Source organism: Pedobacter suwonensis, from assembly GCF_007833675.1.
Lineage (GTDB): Bacteria > Bacteroidota > Bacteroidia > Sphingobacteriales > Sphingobacteriaceae > Pedobacter > Pedobacter suwonensis.
This window is the reverse complement of record NZ_CP031708.1, coordinates 4,080,065-4,098,870: the sequence shown is the minus strand read 5'-3', so window position 1 is coordinate 4,098,870 and position 18,806 is coordinate 4,080,065. Positions and strand designations below refer to the sequence as shown.

Annotated in this window: 14 protein-coding genes; 5 read left to right on the top strand and 9 right to left on the bottom strand. The window is 39.6% G+C overall.

What is annotated here, in order from left to right:
- Positions 1–292: 292 nt before the first annotated feature.
- Positions 293–1,030 carry a hypothetical protein gene (locus tag DV942_RS16860; RefSeq protein ID WP_145859457.1) on the bottom strand — a complete coding sequence of 246 codons (738 nt, stop codon included), beginning with the start codon at positions 1,028–1,030 and terminating at the stop codon, positions 293–295.
- Between the two features lie 521 nt (positions 1,031–1,551).
- Complete coding sequence (locus DV942_RS16855; RefSeq protein ID WP_145859455.1) at positions 1,552–3,000, bottom strand: M20/M25/M40 family metallo-hydrolase; 1,449 nt, start codon at positions 2,998–3,000, stop codon at positions 1,552–1,554.
- A 334-nt stretch (positions 3,001–3,334) separates the two neighbouring features.
- Between DV942_RS16855 and DV942_RS16850 the strand changes: the two genes are divergently transcribed.
- Positions 3,335–4,360: an IS110 family RNA-guided transposase gene (locus DV942_RS16850; RefSeq protein WP_145859452.1), complete on the top strand. Its 1,026-nt coding sequence runs from the start codon at positions 3,335–3,337 to the stop codon at positions 4,358–4,360.
- Between the two features lie 122 nt (positions 4,361–4,482).
- On the opposite strand, the gene DV942_RS16845 is transcribed toward DV942_RS16850, so the two are convergent.
- Both DV942_RS16845 and DV942_RS16840 read right to left on the bottom strand, forming a co-directional pair.
- Positions 4,483–5,541 (bottom strand): TerC family protein, encoded by a 1,059-nt coding sequence (locus tag DV942_RS16845; RefSeq protein ID WP_342354887.1) that lies wholly within the window; start codon positions 5,539–5,541, stop codon positions 4,483–4,485.
- Positions 5,538–6,509, bottom strand: a complete 972-nt coding sequence (locus DV942_RS16840) for a polyprenyl synthetase family protein (protein WP_090986653.1) — start codon at positions 6,507–6,509, stop codon at positions 5,538–5,540. Before DV942_RS16840 ends, DV942_RS16845 begins: the two co-directional genes overlap by 4 nt.
- A gap of 293 nt (positions 6,510–6,802) precedes the next feature.
- On the opposite strand from DV942_RS16840, the gene DV942_RS16835 reads away from it, so the two are divergent.
- Entirely contained in the window at positions 6,803–7,795 is a 993-nt protein-coding gene (locus DV942_RS16835) for an alpha/beta hydrolase (RefSeq protein ID WP_145859450.1), read from the top strand.
- A 318-nt stretch (positions 7,796–8,113) separates the two neighbouring features.
- Here DV942_RS16835 and DV942_RS16830 read toward each other — a convergent pair whose 3' ends face one another.
- Entirely contained in the window at positions 8,114–9,082 is a 969-nt protein-coding gene (locus tag DV942_RS16830) for a YpdA family putative bacillithiol disulfide reductase (protein ID WP_145859448.1), read from the bottom strand.
- Positions 9,083–9,352: 270 nt separating this feature from the next.
- Between DV942_RS16830 and DV942_RS16825 the strand changes: the two genes are divergently transcribed.
- Positions 9,353–10,033 carry a 3-keto-disaccharide hydrolase gene (locus DV942_RS16825; protein ID WP_145859445.1) on the top strand — a complete coding sequence of 227 codons (681 nt, stop codon included), beginning with the start codon at positions 9,353–9,355 and terminating at the stop codon, positions 10,031–10,033.
- Between the two features lie 162 nt (positions 10,034–10,195).
- On the opposite strand, the gene DV942_RS16820 is transcribed toward DV942_RS16825, so the two are convergent.
- The 4 genes from DV942_RS16820 to DV942_RS16805 all read right to left on the bottom strand — a co-directional run bounded on the left by DV942_RS16820 (position 10,196) and on the right by DV942_RS16805 (position 16,269).
- On the bottom strand, positions 10,196–10,555 hold the full coding sequence (locus DV942_RS16820; RefSeq protein ID WP_145859443.1) for a ribosomal maturation YjgA family protein: 360 nt from the start codon (positions 10,553–10,555) through the stop codon (positions 10,196–10,198).
- Positions 10,556–10,647: 92 nt separating this feature from the next.
- Positions 10,648–11,886: a 2-oxoglutarate dehydrogenase complex dihydrolipoyllysine-residue succinyltransferase gene (gene odhB, locus DV942_RS16815; protein ID WP_145859440.1), complete on the bottom strand. Its 1,239-nt coding sequence runs from the start codon at positions 11,884–11,886 to the stop codon at positions 10,648–10,650.
- A 103-nt stretch (positions 11,887–11,989) separates the two neighbouring features.
- Positions 11,990–14,785, bottom strand: coding sequence for a 2-oxoglutarate dehydrogenase E1 component (locus tag DV942_RS16810; protein WP_145859438.1), 2,796 nt, complete (start codon positions 14,783–14,785; stop codon positions 11,990–11,992).
- Positions 14,786–14,994: 209 nt separating this feature from the next.
- Positions 14,995–16,269, bottom strand: a complete 1,275-nt coding sequence (locus DV942_RS16805; protein ID WP_145859435.1) for a DASH family cryptochrome — start codon at positions 16,267–16,269, stop codon at positions 14,995–14,997.
- Between the two features lie 167 nt (positions 16,270–16,436).
- On the opposite strand from DV942_RS16805, the gene DV942_RS16800 reads away from it, so the two are divergent.
- Positions 16,437–17,339, top strand: a complete 903-nt coding sequence (locus DV942_RS16800; RefSeq protein ID WP_145859433.1) for a TIGR01777 family oxidoreductase — start codon at positions 16,437–16,439, stop codon at positions 17,337–17,339.
- Between the two features lie 168 nt (positions 17,340–17,507).
- Positions 17,508–18,803 carry a cryptochrome/photolyase family protein gene (locus DV942_RS16795; protein WP_145859430.1) on the top strand — a complete coding sequence of 432 codons (1,296 nt, stop codon included), beginning with the start codon at positions 17,508–17,510 and terminating at the stop codon, positions 18,801–18,803.
- The last annotated feature ends 3 nt before the right edge of the window (positions 18,804–18,806 follow it).

The following is an 18,806-nucleotide window of genomic DNA, read 5'->3' as shown; positions in this document are numbered from 1 at the left end:
AATCTGAAAAAATAAATCATTCAGTTAAATTTAGAACCTCCATAGACGTCTAAAGCGTATTATATCAGATAATGGGATGAATTAAATGAAATATAAACTCTAGGTATTATGATTTAGCTTTGAGAGTGCAAACAATACTATCGTTGTTACCAAAATCATAAGTACCAAAAAGAAAGCGTCTGCTTTTAATTTGCCTGTATTGTTCCTTCTAATATCTCTAGTGAGATCTTTTATCTTCTTAACGAAAGATATCAGGATAATAAAGCCAAACACAAAATAAGATAAGTTCATATTAATGTGGTTGTATGTGGTCAGTAGCATAAAGGCAGAAGCCAAAACTGGCTACAGTAATTGCAACTCCAATTGGACCCAATACTTTTTTTGCTACGGTTCCAAAGGCCTTTTTCATTAATGGAATAGACCATGTCGACAATGTAGACTGGCTAAGGGCATATAAAATATCGACACCCAAGGCGGCTACGGCGCAATTAATGTAATCTTGTGCATTTAATTTTGCATTTGCTGTGCTGATAAAAGGATTATAGTTTTTAGTGATTTCTAATGGCGACTGTGTTTCAGCCCATGTTAATCCAATTACGAACGGGACCAAATCTTGCTGAGTACCATTATGTTCTGTTATCATATCGGTAATATCATTTGGTGTAAATCCTTTTGCGTACAAATACTGTTTTGCTTCTAATATTACGGGATCTAATGCCTGATTGATAGCTTGAACATCTACAACTATTGCATTTCCGGAATTGGTTGGCGTAGGCTCATATTGTACGGTTCCGTCTGTAGCGTACAATAATTCGGCTAGCTGTGAAACATTGTGTACAGTCTGGATCGGATAAATCTCAGGATTTGTACCTGGAGGATAATCGACGTATATCGGTTCGTAAACGGGACTATTAGGATTTTCAACCATCAATTTCCCCTTGCCACCACCAATTTGTAATTTGTTGTTTAATGCATAAGCACCAAAAGAAGTACATCCCACTTTTTCTTTCTGTGTTTTAAGGGCATTCATGAAACGGGTTCTTGCCAAGCCGTGATGTCCTTTACCAGGTCATTTTTATTACATGAATCAAAAATAAATACGCATACAAAGGCAATGGCGTGGAGCATAGACATTGCGAACATCCCTTTAAAAAACTTTTTCGCAGGGCGCAAGAGAGTGTTAATAATTCTCATTTTTAGAATTCGGATTAATTTAGATTAATAATGATTAGTTTTTGAGCTATAATTAATTCAATCCCCATTATCTGATGATTCAAATATAGTTAAGAATGCCGATCGCCGTTAGCACTAAATTAAGTCAATGCTAAATTTTACATCAATCATCCAGAACCTTACACAAACACCAAAAAATTTTTACACCAAACCTCATTTAAGCGAGCTATTCGCTTATTTAAATTGTGATTTTTTAGATGAATACTGGTATGTTCTCTAAGCTCTAACTGATAAATTATCTTACCCAAATTAACTGTATCATAATCGGTTCAATCCCAACATCAGTGTAATCATCCGAGAAGCGAATCTAGCAAATCATTACTTCCATCTCCACTCGCCAGCAATAGTGAGGGGTTCTTTTAAATTCTGTGATTCCAGGAAAGCCCTCAACTCCTCTTCGCCCTGAACACCTACCGGGATTTTCGACGTATTGGCCAAAGCGTAAGTCAACATGGCACTATAGCGAACGGTATTTTTAAGTTCCTGTTCATCAACCAGTTTGAAACTATCGCCATCTGAATGGTAAAAAGGTCCTGAGTTATTGGGCAGTTTACCACCAAAACCACCACCTGTAGGAATACCTTCCAGCATAAATGGCTGATGATCGCTGTGCAAACCTGCGCCTGCATTAAACAGATTTTTAAATCCAGTATCAATTTTTACGATAGCAGCTCCCCAGGATGTAAAAAGATCTTTCATTTCAGCTCGTGAAGTAGAAAAACCTTTAGGGTCGTTGGTCATGTCATAGTTGAGCATAAACTTTACCTGGTTCAAGGTTTTGTCTTTCTTAGCTTGATCGATGTATGCTTTAGAGCCTAACAAACCTTGCTCCTCGCCCATAAACAATACAAACTCTACCGTACGTTTGGTTTTTAGATTTAGCTTTTTAAAAGTCCGGGCCATATCTATAATGGCGAAAGATCCTATTCCATTGTCGATGGCACCTGTTGCCAAATCCCAGCTATCCAAATGTCCGCCAACTACAATTTTATCTTTAGGCAACGCTGTTCCTTTAAAAGTAGCGATTACGTTTCGGGCTTTGATCAAACCTGAGAAATTCGTCATCGTGATATGCGCAATCTGCGTTTCCGATTTAATTTTGTCTTTCAAAGCCATTCCATCTTCCAAACCAATGCACACTGCAGGGATTGGAATCAATTTTCCTGTGACTGAAGCCGTTCCAGTTAAGAGTACGCCATCTTTTACCGTATTGATAATGATTACCCCAATGGCGCCATACTTGGTAGCGATAGCAGTTTTTTCTGAGCGGTGTAATGATTTGGTTCCTGCTGCAGAGCCTGGTAATACCCCCAGATAAATCAATGCAATTTTACCTTTAAATTTTTCCGGATTCGCCTGATAATCTGATTCCAAGCCGTTACCTGCATCAACAATTTCACCTGTAACATCAGCACTCACCGGCGAATGCGCAAGCGTAACGGCTTTCATTTTGATCAGGCTATTTTTATCCTTACCGATTTCTAAACTAATTGTCTTTCTTGCCCAGCTTTCGACTTCAAAAGGCTGAAATTTTACTTCACATCCGTATGATTTTAATAAGTCGAAGGCATATTGCTCTGCCTTTGCTCCATTTTCCGAACCTGTTAAACGGTGACCGATTGTCTCGGTTTCATATTTAAGGGTTTGATAAGCTTTTGAGTTTTGTTGTACATCAGCATTAATTTTGGCAAAAACAGCTCCGAATTGATCTTGCGCATTAGCGAATAACGCGGTACACAGAAGAGCAGTAGAGAAAAGGTATTTCATTAGGTTTAGTTATATCTGCTGAAAGTACAAATTTTCAATAGAGATTACCAGCTGTAACGTTTATTTTGCTTTTCTCGCATACTCGTCCTTTAGATTTGTTTTGATATTTATTTAAGGATAAGAAATATCTACTTTGCTTAAATTATAAATCAGATTACCTAAAACGGTAGCGGCACATTAATATGTCGTCAAGGTTTTTATACCTAAGAAATGATGCAATCCGCTACCGTTTTTTCCCTTAGTGACCAGATAACAATTAGGGTATTCCCCATTATTAAGGACTAGGATCGATGGGGCAAAATTTAGGTAACCTTATGCAAACATAAAAAATAAGATGATGATTGCCACTACAAAATTCTTTATTGGTATCGATGTCTCCAAGCCCCACTTTGATGTTGCAGTTATGGCTGTTTTGGATCATGTGAAACAGGAGATAAGAACTGCACGGTTTGATAATACAGCTCCAGGCATAAAGCTGTTCGAGAAGTGGTTGAAATTGCAGAAAACCACATTCAATGCAGATTCCCTGGTTGTCATGGAAAACACCGGCATCTATCACCGTTTGATATGGAGTTTCTGCAGCAGGAGAAACCTGCCCATCCATATTGGCAATGCAGCCCATATTAAATGGAGTTTTGGGATAGCCCGGGGCAAGAACGATAAGATAGACAGTATCCGTTTATGTAACTATGCATTCAAGGAAGCGGATGAACTAAAGGCTACAGCTGCACTTGATCCCGAGCTGATGCTGCTGAAAGACCTGGTATCGGCAAGGACCAAACTGCTTAGGCAAAGGGCCGGCATCAGTGTATCGATGAAAGAACTTGGCAATGTCAATGGGAAAGCGTATCAGAAAGTGGTTGAAAAAGCACTTAAAAGCGCAATAAACGGTATAGCCAGATCAATCAGGGACGTTGAGGACCAGATCAAAAAGATTATCATGGGAAAACGGGATTTCAAACGTAACTATAAACTATTGATAAGTATCCCTGGAATGGGACATGTTACAGCAGTATACCTGATCGGCTGTACAGGAAATTTTTCGGGCAGGCCTAGCGGAAAGGAACTGGCCTGTTACGCAGGGGTTGCACCATTTGAACAGACCAGCGGTATAAGCATAAAAGGCAAGCCAAAGGTTCACCGGATGGCCAATAAAGAGCTTAAAAGGCTTTTGCACATGTGTGAATTATCTTTAATCCAGCACAATCAGGAATTCAAAGCATACTATAATAGAAAAAAGGATGAAGGGAAGCACAGCATGAGCATAATCAATGCCGTTAGAAACAAAATAGCACTGAAAGTCGCTGCAGTTATAAAAAATCAGACCAGCTATAAAAATAACTATAATATAGCTGCATAAAATTTGTTTTTATCATAACAATCATTTCGACCGGAGTGCAACGCAGTCGAGAAATCTGTCTCGATAGATCTCTCCATTTCGCTGCGCTACAGTCGAGATGACGTATTTATTGATTGGAAAAATTAATTTTTAATATGATTCACTTTCTTCGGAAAAGCCAACGAAGCCACAATACTGATCACCAAGATACTTAAGATCACAATCAGCGAATGCTCGGTAGTAAAACCCCATTTTTCGAGATAGGTATGCCCTAACATTTTTACGCCAATAAAAGCCAGTAAAAAAGCTAGACCAGTTTTTAAGTAATGGAATTTATGAATAATATTCACCAATAAAAAGAACATAGACCTTAAGCCCATGATGGCAAAAATATTAGAGAAAAATACAATATAGGGATCTTTGGTTACCGCAAAAATAGCCGGGATAGAATCCACCGCAAATAAAAGATCAGTGAACTCGACAATCAATAACACCAGAAACAATGGCGTAACCATTCTTTTATGATTGATCTTAACAAAGAAGCTTTTACCCTCATATTTTGGATGAATGGAAAATATCTTTGAAGCCCATTTTACAACAGGATGGTTTTCGGGATCAATTTTATCATCTTCTTCTTTGCTGAAAAACATTTTCACCCCGGTAAATACCAAAAAGGCCCCAAAAACATACAGGATCCATGCAAATTTGGTAATTAATGCCGCCCCCACAAAAATGAAGATAAAGCGCATAATAATAGCGCCCAATATCCCCCAGAACAATACTCTGTGATAATATTTTTCCTCAACCGCAAATGCCGAGAAGATGAGGACGATTACAAAGATATTATCTACCGAAAGGGCGTATTCAATAACATAACCCGTTAAAAATTCGAGCCCAAGATTTTGCTTGTAAATTGCTAAACTGGCATCAAAATCATCAGGGATTAATTTAATATGGTGTTGGTGCAACGTTACAATTTCCTGCAGATGTGCAAAATCCTTTATTCCATGCAACTGATGCCCCTCAACCAGCAGAATAAAATAAAATCCTATCGCCAGGGCCACCATAATCACGCTCATGATCCCTGCCTGTTTTAAGCTTACCACATGATCTTTCCTGCTGAATAAACCCAGGTCTAAAGCCAGAATCAAGACAATAAAAAGTAGAAAACCTAAGCTAAAAAGTAATTCGTTACCCATCATTTTTTACGTTCAGTGGTATAGAGTACAAGTTGTTCTAAACCCGTTCTGGCTTCGCCTGCATCAAAACCGTGCAGTAGCTCAAATGCTTCATTTTGGTAATCCAACATTTTTTGGTTTGCATAATAAACGCCCTTATGGTTGTTTACGAAATCAATAATCTGCTGTATTTTAACCGGATCGTCCTGATGATTTTTCACCAGGTTGATCATTTTTTTACGTTCTGCTTTCTCCGCCTTGTTTAAGGCATAAATCAGAGGTAGCGTTACTTTCTTCTCTTTAATATCAATTCCCAGAGGTTTTCCTACGTCATCGGTCCCAAAATCGAAAGTATCATCTTTAATCTGAAAGGCAATACCAACTTTTTCGCCAAACAGGCGCATTTTTTCTATCGTTTCATCATCAGCACCTGCCGAAGCTGCCCCAGCAGCACAACAGGAAGCAATCAGAGAAGCGGTTTTCTGACGGATCACGTCAAAATATAAATCTTCCGATATGTCCATTCTACGCACCTTCTCCACCTGCAACAACTCCCCCTCACTCATCTGTTTTACCGCTTCTGATACAATCTGTAACAAACGGTGCTCATTATTGTTTACCGAGAGCAATAATCCTTTCGCCAGCAGGTAATCGCCAACTAATACGGCAATTTTATTTTTCCATAAAGCGTTAATAGAGAAAAAGCCGCGACGCTCATAAGCATTATCCACTACATCATCATGCACTAAAGTGGCGGTATGTAAAAGCTCAACCAAAGCCGCCCCACGGTGGGTCGAATCTGTAATTCCACCGCATAATTTAGCTGCAAAAAATACGAACATCGGCCGCATTTGTTTGCCTTTTTGTTTTACAATATAATGGGTAATCCTATCCAGCAACGGTGCGTCGCTATGCATCGATTCCTTAAAGGTTTTTTCAAACGCTTTTATATCAGCAGCTATAGGTGTTTTTATCTGTTCGATCCCCGGCATTAAGTCGAAAAATTTTGATTGCAAACTTAAGCTAATTTCCCATAAAAAGGTAATCTATAGTCTTATTATTAAGGATTTGGAAAGCCACGGACAGCGATATTTAACATCTTCACCCCTGCTATTGCCTATAGTCCTCACCCTCATGCTTCGGGCTGCGGGCTATTTGGCGCTATCAGGTTTATGTCGAAAGGGCTGTGCCAGTAAGATTCCCCTCATGGCGCATAATAAATCTTCGAAATATTAGCATTATTTAATTTCAAGCTTTACATTTAAACCCGTTTAAGCTGGCATCAATGAAAAAACGCTACAAAATTATACTTGGCCTATCTGTACTTGTTGTTGCGACCTACTTATTAGGCCCGAAGCCCAAAAAGCCATTATTTAGCAAAGAGTTGACTAAAGTACCCGATCTTGGTGATCTGGATAACTACATCGCCAGCGTAGAATCCATGCATAAGATAAAACCAGGTAATGAAGCCGAAATTGTTTGGGCTGATATGCACCACCAGCAAACTGAATATGCCATTGTGTATTTACATGGTTTTTCAGCCTCAAAAACAGAAGGCAATCCGGTACATTTAAACTTGGCTAAAGCGCTCCATGCTAATTTATACCTTGCCCGCCTGGCCGACCATGGTATCGATACCCTGGCGCCCATGCAGTATTTTACCGCAGACCGCCTTTGGGAAACCAGCAAACAGGCCTATGCCATAGGTAAAAAACTGGGCAAAAAGGTCATTCTAGTGGGTACTTCTACCGGTGGAACGGTGGCTTTAAAACTAGCAGCAACTTATCCTGAAATTAACAGCCTGATTTTAATGTCGCCAAATGTGGCCATCAATGATAAAAACGCCTGGCTTTTGAATAATCCGTGGGGTTTGCAAATTGCCAGACGGGTTGTTGGTGCTGATGAACGTAAGGTAGACGACCGCACCGACGAATACAAAAAGTACTGGTACACCAATTACCGGCTCGAATCGTTAGTGGAACTGGAAGAATTTATTGAACGCAGTATGGTAAAAAAAACTTTCCAGAAAGTAAAGCAACCTGTTTTAATGCTTTATTATTATAAAAATGAACTCGAACAGGATCCTGTTGTTCGCGTAGATGCCATGCTGAAAATGTTTGATGAACTGGGTACACCAGACCATTTAAAAATAAAAGTAGCTATACCTAATGCTGGTAACCACGTAATGGGATCTTATATTACTTCGAAAGATTTGCCAAGTGTGGAAAAAGCAATTGAAAGTTTTGTAGAGCGTACGCTGAAAGTTGCTGTTTATTGATAATAGTTCGTAATTTTCGATAGGATGATCGTCATCTCGACTGAAGCGCAGCGCAATGGAGAGATCTATATAAACAGATTTAGCCCGGCTGAGCACCGCGTGGTTCTCGGGCGGCCTATAAACTTCGCTACCATTGCTAGAATCCACCAACGTGGTCGTCATTCTCGCGCATGTGGGAACCACGGAGTGCTCAGCGAAGCTAATCTTAAAGCGCTTGTATAACGATTCCCAATCGAGTTCGGAATGACGATCTCTCCAATAGTCTACAATTAGGATAAAAAGCTGTGCCCAATAATCCAAGCTTAAAAGAAATCGTTCCTAGCCTACAATATTCTTCACAATCATTTCAGCATGTACCCTAGAGTTTTCGATAAACAATTTATGTGTATCTAATCCACCGCAAACTACACCAGCCAGGTATAAACCCTTTACGTTGGTTTCCATGGTTTCTTCATTGTAGACCGGGCAAAGGCTTTCTGGTAATTCAATACCGAATTTCTTCAACATCGAAAAATCGGGTTGGTAACCCGTCATGGCAATTACAAAATCGTTTGGAATGGTTTTCATTCCTTCGTGCGTTTTAATATCAACCTCACCCTCTCGTATTTCAACCAATTCCGAATGGAAAAATGCCGTAATTTCGCCCTCTTTAATCCTATTCTGTATATCCGGGCGCACCCAATATTTAACATGCGGACCTAGTTCACCACTTCTCACCACCATGGTAACGTTTGCCCCTTTACGATAGGTTTCTAAAGCCGCATCAACTCCAGAATTATTGGCACCAACTACCACTACATTCTGAAAGGCATACAAATGCGGATCTTTATAGTAGTGCGTTACTTTTGGCAGATCCTCGCCCGGCACGTTCATCAACAAAGGCACATCATAAAATCCTGTGGCAACAATTACATTCTTTGCTGTATAACCTGTTTTAGAAGTCTTGATTTCAAAAACATCAGATTCGTTTTTAACCACCTGTTGCACACGTTCAAAAAGATTGATCTTTAAATCAAATTTTCCGGCCACACGGCGATAATATTCTACAGCTTCATTACGATTTGGTTTCGGACTAATGGTTACAAAAGGCACGCCCCCTATCTCTAATTTCTGTGAAGTAGAGAAGAAGGTCATAAATACCGGATAGTTGAACAAACTGTTTACCAAGGCACCTTTTTCTATAATTACGTAACTTAGGTTTGCTCTTTTGGCTTCAATTGCACAGGCCATCCCTATCGGGCCGGCACCGATAATTAATACGTCGTAATGATTCTGATTCTTGGTCATTGTTTTATGCCTAAAAATGCAATTTGTTAATGTGGTAAATCAAAATAGTATATTCCCCCTTTATTAGGACGGGAGTTAAAGAATAGGAACTAAATCAACTCTTGCAAAAATAGACAATACAGGGTAATGCAAATGCAATTTTTTATCGGGGTTGATGTTTTCAACCGCTTTACCACAACGGATTTATGCCTGTTGCAAACCATTTTAAGTAAAATATACAGACATTAACATTTTGATAATAAGTATATTTGAGCTATAAAACCAAATATCATGAAATTTCGTTTCAGCCTGCTATTATTCTTCACATTAAATATGTCGGCATTTGCCCAGAAGAGCCTTTTTAACGGCAAAAATTTAGATGGCTGGCACACAGACGTGCCTGCAATGGACAGTAAGCCAGATACCATCAACCCATTTATTGTTCGCAATGGCATGTTGGTGAGTTTAGGTACACCTGGCGGACATTTGATAACCGATAAAATTTATAAAAATTATCAATTAACCGTTCAGTACCGCTTTGCCGGCAAGCCAGGCAATTGTGGCGTTTTAGTACACGCCTCAACCCCACGCATACTGTATGGAATGTTTCCAAAATCCATGGAGGTTCAGATGCAACATAAAGATGCCGGCGATTTTTGGTGCATTGAGGAAGACATCACCGTACCGGACATGGTAAACAGGCGTGGACCAAAAGAAAACTGGGGTATAAATGGCGACAAGCTACGCCGTATAAAAAACTTAACAGACGATAGTGAAAAACCAGCTGGCGAATGGAATACCATGATTATACAATGTCTAAACAATGAAATAAAAGTTTGGGTAAACCGCATTCTGGTAAACCATGGCATCAATTGTACTGCAAGTAGTGGTCAAATTGCTTTACAAGCGGAAGGTAGCGAAGTAGAATTTAAACAGCTGGATCTGAACCCCATTAAAGCACTTTCAAGATAAGAAAGTGTTTCACCTCAATCCTGATTGTTAGTCAGGATTTGTAATCCCGTCTTTTGAACTAAGGATTTTATAATCCTCTAAAAATGTATCTATTAATATAATGTTGAACTGGATTATGGAAAGCATAACAGTTCCGGATTACAAATCCGGACCAACACCTTATTAACCCTTAAAACACAAACAGATCAGATAGCCAATAAAGTAAGCAAGCAGGTCATAAACAGAAAAGTAAGTCCCTAAAACAATACTCCAGAACTTATTATCCTGCAGGCCCAGCCAGTTTACATAATGAACGGCCTGTAAGAATTCGATTATAAAGGAAAAGACCAATACACCTAAAGCAAGCCTTTTATTATTGGTTACTAAAAATATTCTGAAGAATGCATAAATTAATACCACCACCAACACATCACCGCCAAAAGGCCTGATAAAAGCATCGTGAAGATATTTTGCGATTAGAACTTCAATCAGGAATATCGCTAAAAAAATGAAGAGAAATTTTAAGTTGAACGTTAATTTCATTTTTGGTCATAAAAAAGAAGTCAAGTCTTTTATCGCACAATGGCTAATAAAACTTGACTTCCTATATTAATACCGATTAATCGGGTTTTGGACTAAACACCTAGTAACAATCTTGCCGGATCTTCTAATAACTGTTTAACACGAACCAGAAAACCAACAGACTCACGTCCGTCTATAATTCTGTGGTCGTAAGATAAAGCGACATACATCATCGGACGGATCACCACTTCACCTTTTTCAGCTACCGGACGCTCAACAATATTGTGCATACCTAAAATAGCCGACTGTGGTGCATTAATAATTGGAGTAGACATCATTGAACCAAATACACCACCATTGGTGATGGTAAATGTTCCACCGGTCATCTCTTCGATCGTTAATTTGCTATCGCGTGCTTTTAAAGCCAATTCCAACACCGATTTTTCAATCTGAGCCAGTGTCATGCTTTCTGCATTACGGATAACGGGTACCACCAAACCTTTTGGTGCAGAAACGGCGATAGAAATATCAGCAAAATCATTAAATACCAATTCATCACCTTCGATGCGACCATTTACAGCAGGGAAATCTTTTAATGCTTCGGTAACAGCTTTGGTGAAAAAGCTCATAAACCCTAAACCAACGCCAAATTTCTCTTTAAACTGATCTTTATATTTTCCGCGTAAATCCATAATTGGTTTCATATTAACCTCGTTAAAAGTGGTTAACATTGCGGTTTCATTTTTCACAGCAACCAAACGTTTTGCAACGGTTCTACGCAATGGCGACATTTTTTCACGGCGCTCGCTACGGCTACCTGCAGGAGCAGCAGCTGCAACCGGAGCACTTGCTTTTGGCGCTTCGGCTTTTTTACCCACTTCTGCCTTTACAGCATCATCTTTGGTAATACGGCCATCAACACCTGTACCCTTTACAGCGGCAGCATCAATGCCTTTTTCAGCAAGGATTTTACCCGCAGCAGGTGAAGGCGTTCCCGAAGCATAAGAATCTTTAGAAGCAGCTGTATCCTGAGCCTTTGGTGCTTCCGCTACTGCAGCCGGGGCTTGTGCATCAGCTTTAGGACTTTCAACTTCGGCCTTAGGACCAGAAGCTGCACCACCTTCTTCAATCTGACAAACTACTGCGCCAATGGCTAAGGTATCGCCTTCGGCTGCTATGGTTTTTAAAGTTCCGGCCTGTTCTGCAGTTAATTCGAATGTTGCTTTATCCGATTCTAATTCGGCAATAACTTCATCCATTTCAACAACATCGCCGTCGTTTTTTATCCACCTTGATAAAACAACTTCGGTAATCGATTCACCAACAGGTGGAACTTTTATCTCTAAACTCATTTTTGTAATGTTATATTTTTTATTGTTAAAGGTTAAGTATTATCAAGTTGAAATGCCCGGGCTGCTCATCCTTCTACCTCAAACCCTACACCTTAAACCTCATTTAATCTATTTGAACTAATTTTTTTGTAGCTTTTTTAGCAATATCCTTTACATCCTCCGTAACCGAAACTTCTAAAGCTTTGGCTAAAATATAAGCTTGCTGGTTTGAATGTTGTTTTGCAAAACCTGTAGCTGTACTACTGCTTTCTCTTCTCGAAATTACATCAATGCCTTTTAAACCGGTTTTATACAGCTTGCGGAACAAATATGGCCATGCACCCATGTTTTCCGGTTCTTCCTGTACCCAGAAAATTTCTTTTGCATTTTTATATTTCTTCTGAATGGCTTCCATCTGATCAACCGGAGTTGGATATAACTGCTCTACACGAACCAGGGCTACATGGTTAATTTTGTCAGCCTGTTGTTTCTCCAACAATTCGTAATAAATTTTGCCGCTACAGAAAACAATACGCGTTACATCTGCAACTTTAGCATTTGCATCGTCAATTACTTCTTTAAAACCACCTTCGGTAAATTCTTCTAATTTAGAAACACAGGCCGGATGACGTAACAAACTTTTTGGCGTAAATACAACCAAAGGTTTACGGAAATCGCGTTTAAACTGGCGACGTAAAACATGGAAGAAGTTTGCCGGAGTGGTACAGTTGGTTACCTGCATATTGTAATCTGCACAAAGCTCCATAAAACGCTCAATACGCGCTGACGAATGTTCTGGTCCCTGCCCTTCGTAACCGTGAGGCAACAACATCACCAAACCATTTTCACGTTGCCACTTGGTTTCAGCACTTGCAATATACTGATCGACAACAATCTGTGCACCGTTAAAGAAATCACCAAACTGTGCTTCCCAGATGGTTAAGGCGTTTGGATTGGCCATGGCATATCCATATTCAAAACCTAAAACACCATACTCTGATAAGTGTGAATTGTAAATATCAAATGAAGCCTGTTGATCTGAGATATTGGCCAATGGTACATATTCTTCCTCGCTGTCTTCAAGTGTCAATACGGCATGACGGTGAGAAAAAGTACCTCGCTCCACATCCTGACCACTTAAACGAACGCGTTTACCTTCTGATAATAAAGTACCATAAGCCAGTTGCTCCCCCATTGCCCAATCGAAAACCAGCGTTTCGTTTACCATTTTGGTACGTTCGGCAAATAGTTTCTCGATTTTCTTGAAGAATTTTTTATTTGATGGTAAAGTGGTAATGCGTTTACCGATTTCCAATAAAGTACTTTTTTTAACGGCTGTAACCGGTGAGGCTTCGAAATCTTTAGGTGTAGCCATCCGCAAATCTGCCCATGCACCACCAAATTTAACTTCGCTGTTGCTGGCCACATATTCTTTAGCTTCATTTAAGCGTTCCTGCAAAATGCCTCGGAAATCTTTTTCCATCTCTTTTGCCAAACCAGCCTCCAGCTTACCTTCTTTCGTTAGCTGATCAATATATATTTCCCTTGGGTTAGGGTGTTTTTCGATCGTTTTATATAATAACGGCTGTGTAAATTTAGGTTCATCAGACTCATTATGACCGAAGCGACGATAACAAAGAATATCAATAAAAACATCGTTTTTATATTTCTGACGGTATTCCATGGCTAAATTAATGGCATAAACCAAAGCTTCAGGATCATCACCATTCACATGGAAAACCGGAGATAACGTTACTTTTGCAATATCAGTACAGTAAGTGCTGGTACGGGCATCTTTATAGTTGGTGGTAAAACCGATCTGGTTATTAATTACGAGATGAATGGTACCTCCTGTTTTGTAACCTTCAAGGCCTGCCATCTGAATAACTTCATAAACAATTCCCTGTCCGGCAACTGATGCATCACCATGAATCAAAATCGGGGCTAAACGACTGTTGTCGCCACCATATTTGAAATCGATTTTAGAGCGGCTCATGCCTTCTACCACACCATCAACGGTTTCTAAGTGCGATGGGTTAGGACATAAACTTAAGTGAACGCTTTTGCCTGAAACAGTAGCTATATCTGTAGAATAACCTAAATGGTATTTTACATCACCACCGTATGGAGTATCAGGACTATAACTTTTACCTTCAAATTCAGCAAAAATATCTTTATATGTTTTTTGCATGATATTGGCCAGTACGTTTAAACGACCGCGGTGTGCCATACCAATTACAAATTCCTCTATCCCCAATTCAGCACCTTTTTCGATGACCGAATCCAAAGCAGGAATCAAAGCTTCTGCACCTTCTAAAGAAAAACGCTTTTGCCCCAAAAACTTTGTACCCAGGAAATTTTCAAAACTTACCGCTTCGTTTAATTTACGGAGGATACGTTTTTTCTCATCGATGGAAAAATTAGGGGTATTACGCGCACTTTCCATTTTTTGCTGAATCCAGTTCAACACTTCCGGCGTACGTAAAAATTTAAATTCGGCTCCTATAGAACCTGCATATGTTTGTTTTAAAAAGGCTACAATGTCCTTTAATTTTGCCGCACCAATACCAATCTCTACACCAGAATTGAAAACAGTTTCCAGATCGGCATCGGATAATCCAAAATTTGCCAGATCCAATGTTGGTAAATGTTTACGCCGTTCGCGCACAGGATTAGTGTGCGTAAACAAATGTCCACGGCTACGGTAACCATCAATTAGATTTAAAACATTAACCTCTTTTAAAAAGTGTTCTGGCGTTTCTGCTGTTACTGCAGGTGCTTCCGATCCTCTTCCAAAATCAAAACCTTCGAAAAATTTCTGCCATCCAAACTCAACAGATGACGGATCTTGCTGGTAGGATTGATATAAAGACTCTATATATTCGGCGTTTGCGCCATTAAGATAAGATAATTTATCCATTATTAACTATTTACTATAAGCATTACAAAATTAGAATTTTACCTTATATAAACGGCAAAAATCTCGATTAAAATAAATGAGCGGGCATTAAATTTGCGAGTGCGTAAATGAACCAGCCTGTTACACAAAATATGGGTAGAATCTGTTAAAATTCAATTACCCAAATGCGCTCATTTAACAGCCAGCCATTTTAAATCCAATCCTCACAACTATGATGCCCAAGTTATGGAGTAGTTGCCTTTTGGGTCGAGATTTTTGATATTTTTATCAAGATCGAAAACACTTTTTGATTTTTGATCATTACCTACACCGGCAACATTGGCCCAATTGCCCCAATTACTTGCAGGATTATAATCAATCAATTTTTCTTCAAAATAGGCAGCACCTAAAACCCAGCTTACCTCTAAATTATTGATCAGGTAGAGCGCTGCTGTTTGGCGGGCAATGTTCGAAATAAAACCAGTTTGGTTTAACTCTGTCATTACCGCATCTACCACAGCAAAACCAGTTTGTGCGTTGCGCCATTTATTAAAATTCTCCTGCTCATTTGCCACATCAACCAGGCCCTGGCTACCAAACCCATTCGGACTAAAAAACGTATTACCGTACTTTTTAAACATGAAACGGAAATAATCCCTCCACAGCAGGCCCAATAAAATATGATTGAACATTGCTTTGGTATTGGGCACACTCTCCATCTTTTTTATTTCCCAGTACACTTTGCGCGGAGATAAACTTCCAATGGCTAACCAGGCAGAGAGTTTAGAAGCAAGAATTAAATTTTTTGTGGTCGCAGCTTGTTGCATGGCCAAAATCACCTTTTGAAGATGAGCCAGACCTTCGGCTTCTCCACCTTTAAATTCAAAATCAGCACGCAGGTCTTTTTGCTGCGGCAATAGATTAAGTTCTTCCAAAGAAGGTAAGGTACCCCAATCAATCACCTCCGCTACGTTAATCCGATCTGGTGCTGCAAAACATGGTTTGATAATCGAATCGCGTTCAATTTTCTTTTTGAACTGGTTAAAAGCATCAGGAATGTCCTTAATGGGGAAGGGCAAATCTTCCTTATTATATAAGGTATGGCCGATAAAATGTTTCAGGTTGACCCGTAATTTCCAAAGTGCATTTTCTACCAGCGTAGAAATATGTGTTTCTTCACGTGCTACTTCGCGGTGATGGTAAACTTCAGTAATCTCATATTCCTGAACAAGCTGAGGAATAATATCTTCGGGCTTACCTTCAGCAATCAGCAAATTCCCGCCAATCTGTTTTAAAGCATTGCGCAAGCCCAAAACACTTTCTAAAATAAACTGCGCTCTGATATTACCTGTTTTTAAACTCCCGTACCTGGTTTCGCCAAAAGAACGGTGATCTAGAATGTAAACAGGTAAAATCGCATCAGATTTAGCAATCGCTTCCACCAGCATTTCGTTATCATGCAAGCGAAGATCATTTCTAAACCAGACTAGAATTTTTTTGGACATATTTTATCGAAAAGGGTATAAGAACGCTTTACAAATTTATCTTATTTTTATTCTTCATCCAATGGCTAAGTAATTCTTTACAAATAGGAAACAAAAGAATTAGAACCAGGTTAATGCATTTTAGGCGCCTCAACCAAACCCTTTTGTATCTTTGGTGTTTAAAAAAGATGGCAAAAAAGATTCTGATTACCGGCGCTACAGGGCTTGTGGGTACTGAACTAAAAAAACACTTGCTGAACAAGGGTTATGAAGTGAATACACTTTCGCGGAAGAAAGATAACGATGCAAATAATTTTGTATGGGATGTTTATAAGGGAACTATTGAGGCTGACTGTTTGAATGGTGTAGATGCCATCATCCATTTAGCGGGCGAGCCTGTTGCCGATAAAAAATGGACAGATGAACGCAAAAAGCAGATTATTGACAGCCGTGTAAAGTCGACCGAATTACTCTTTAAAACAATAAGATCAAAGCCTGGACTTCAGCTAAAATCGTTCATTTCGGCTTCTGCGGTGGGTTTTTATGGCGATTGTGGCGATGAAATCTTAACTGAAGAAAGCCCGAAAGGTTATGGATTTTTGGCAGATTGCTGCAAACTTTGGGAGGATGCGGTAGACCAAGGCAAAAAACTGAGCCTAAGGATTGTAAAACTTCGTACCGGGATTGTGTTGAGCAATGATGGAGGTGCATTACCTCAACTGGATAAACCGGTAAAATTATTTGTTGGCGCGGGCTTGGGTACGGGAAAACAATGGACACCCTGGCTACACATCGACGACATGGTGGAAATGTATATCGAAGCCATCGAAAACCCGAAAATGGAAGGCTGCTACAACGCCTGTGCTCCATTTCCGGTAACCAACATTGCCTTAACCAAAGCTATTGCCAAACAGCTCCGCCGTCCGTTCTGGCCCATAAAAGTACCTAAAAAAGCATTGGAATTATTATTGGGAGAGCGTGTAGATGCCGTTTTGATGAGCAATAATACCTCTGCACAAAAGATTTTAGACGCAGGATTCAAATTTAAATTCACACATTTGGATGATGCTTTGAAAGATCTTTATAAATAGGTTAAATGATCAAATTTCGTCATCCTGATGCGATAGCTATCGGATTTATTTCTGGTCTTTCCAGGATAGATGCTGACCACGAAGTAGCTACAAGGCAATAGAAAACAATATTTCTTCTTGTAAACAAGTTCAGCATGGCGTAAAATAATTAATTTATAATTTCCCCGAATGACTCCAATATCCATCTTCTGGTTCCGTCGCGATTTGCGATTAACAGATAACGCCGCTTTATATCACGCCCTTAAAGGCAATTACCCGGTGTTGCCACTTTTTATTTTTGACCAGAATATACTGGATAAACTACCAAAAGATGATGCTCGTGTAAGCTTCATTTATGAAACCATTGAAGCGCTAAAGAAAGAACTTCAGCAGCAAGGATCAGATTTACTGGTAAAATACGGGAAACCCGAAAAAATATGGCCGGAGATTTTAAAGGAATACCAGGTCAAAGAGGTGTATACCAATCACGATTATGAGCCTTATGCCCGCGAACGCGATGATAACATGGCTGAGTTTTTAACCAGCGAAAAAATTGTGTTTAAAACCTATAAAGACCAGGTTATTTTTGAAAAAAACGAAATTTTAAAGGCAGATAAAACGCCTTATACCGTTTTTACGCCTTTTTATAAACAATGGCACGCCAAACTAGACGATTTTTATGTAAAGGCTTATCCAACTAAAAAGTATTTTAAAAACCTGCTACAAACCAGGCACCTGCCAAGCCCGGGCTTAAAAGAAATGGGCTTTGAAAAGAGTCAGCTGCATTTTCCGAAAATAGATTACAAAGACAAGCTCGATAGTTATGCAAAAGAACGCGATTTCCCCGCCCTTGATGGCACCACACATGTTGGGCTGCACCTGCGTTTTGGAACCTTAAGCATTCGGAAAGCCGTTAAAGATGCATTGGAAGCAAAATCGAATGTCTGGCTTTCGGAACTGGCCTGGCGGGAATTTTACATGACTATAATCTGGCACTTCCCCTACGCTGCTTTCGATTCGTTTAAAAAACAGTACGATAAAATTAAGTGGCGCAACAACGAAGAGGAGTTTAAGGCCTGGCGTGAGGGCAATACCGGCTACCCGATTGTTGATGCAGGTATGCGCCAGCTGAACCAAACCGGCTGGATGCACAATCGTGTACGGATGATTGTGGGCAGTTTTCTAAGCAAACATTTACTGATTGACTGGCGCTGGGGAGAAGCCTACTTTGCCGAAAAATTATTGGATTACGAAATGGCGAGTAATGTTGGTGGCTGGCAATGGGCCGCAGGATCAGGGAATGATGCGGCACCTTATTTCAGGGTTTTTAACCCCGAACTGCAGACCAAAAGATTTGACCCTAAACTTGAATATATAAAAAAATGGGTACCAGAATTTGGCACAAAAAAATATGCCCAACCAATAGTTGAGCATACTTTTGCAAGGGAAAGGGTTTTAAAAGTTTTTAAAGAGGCGTTGAATTGAATT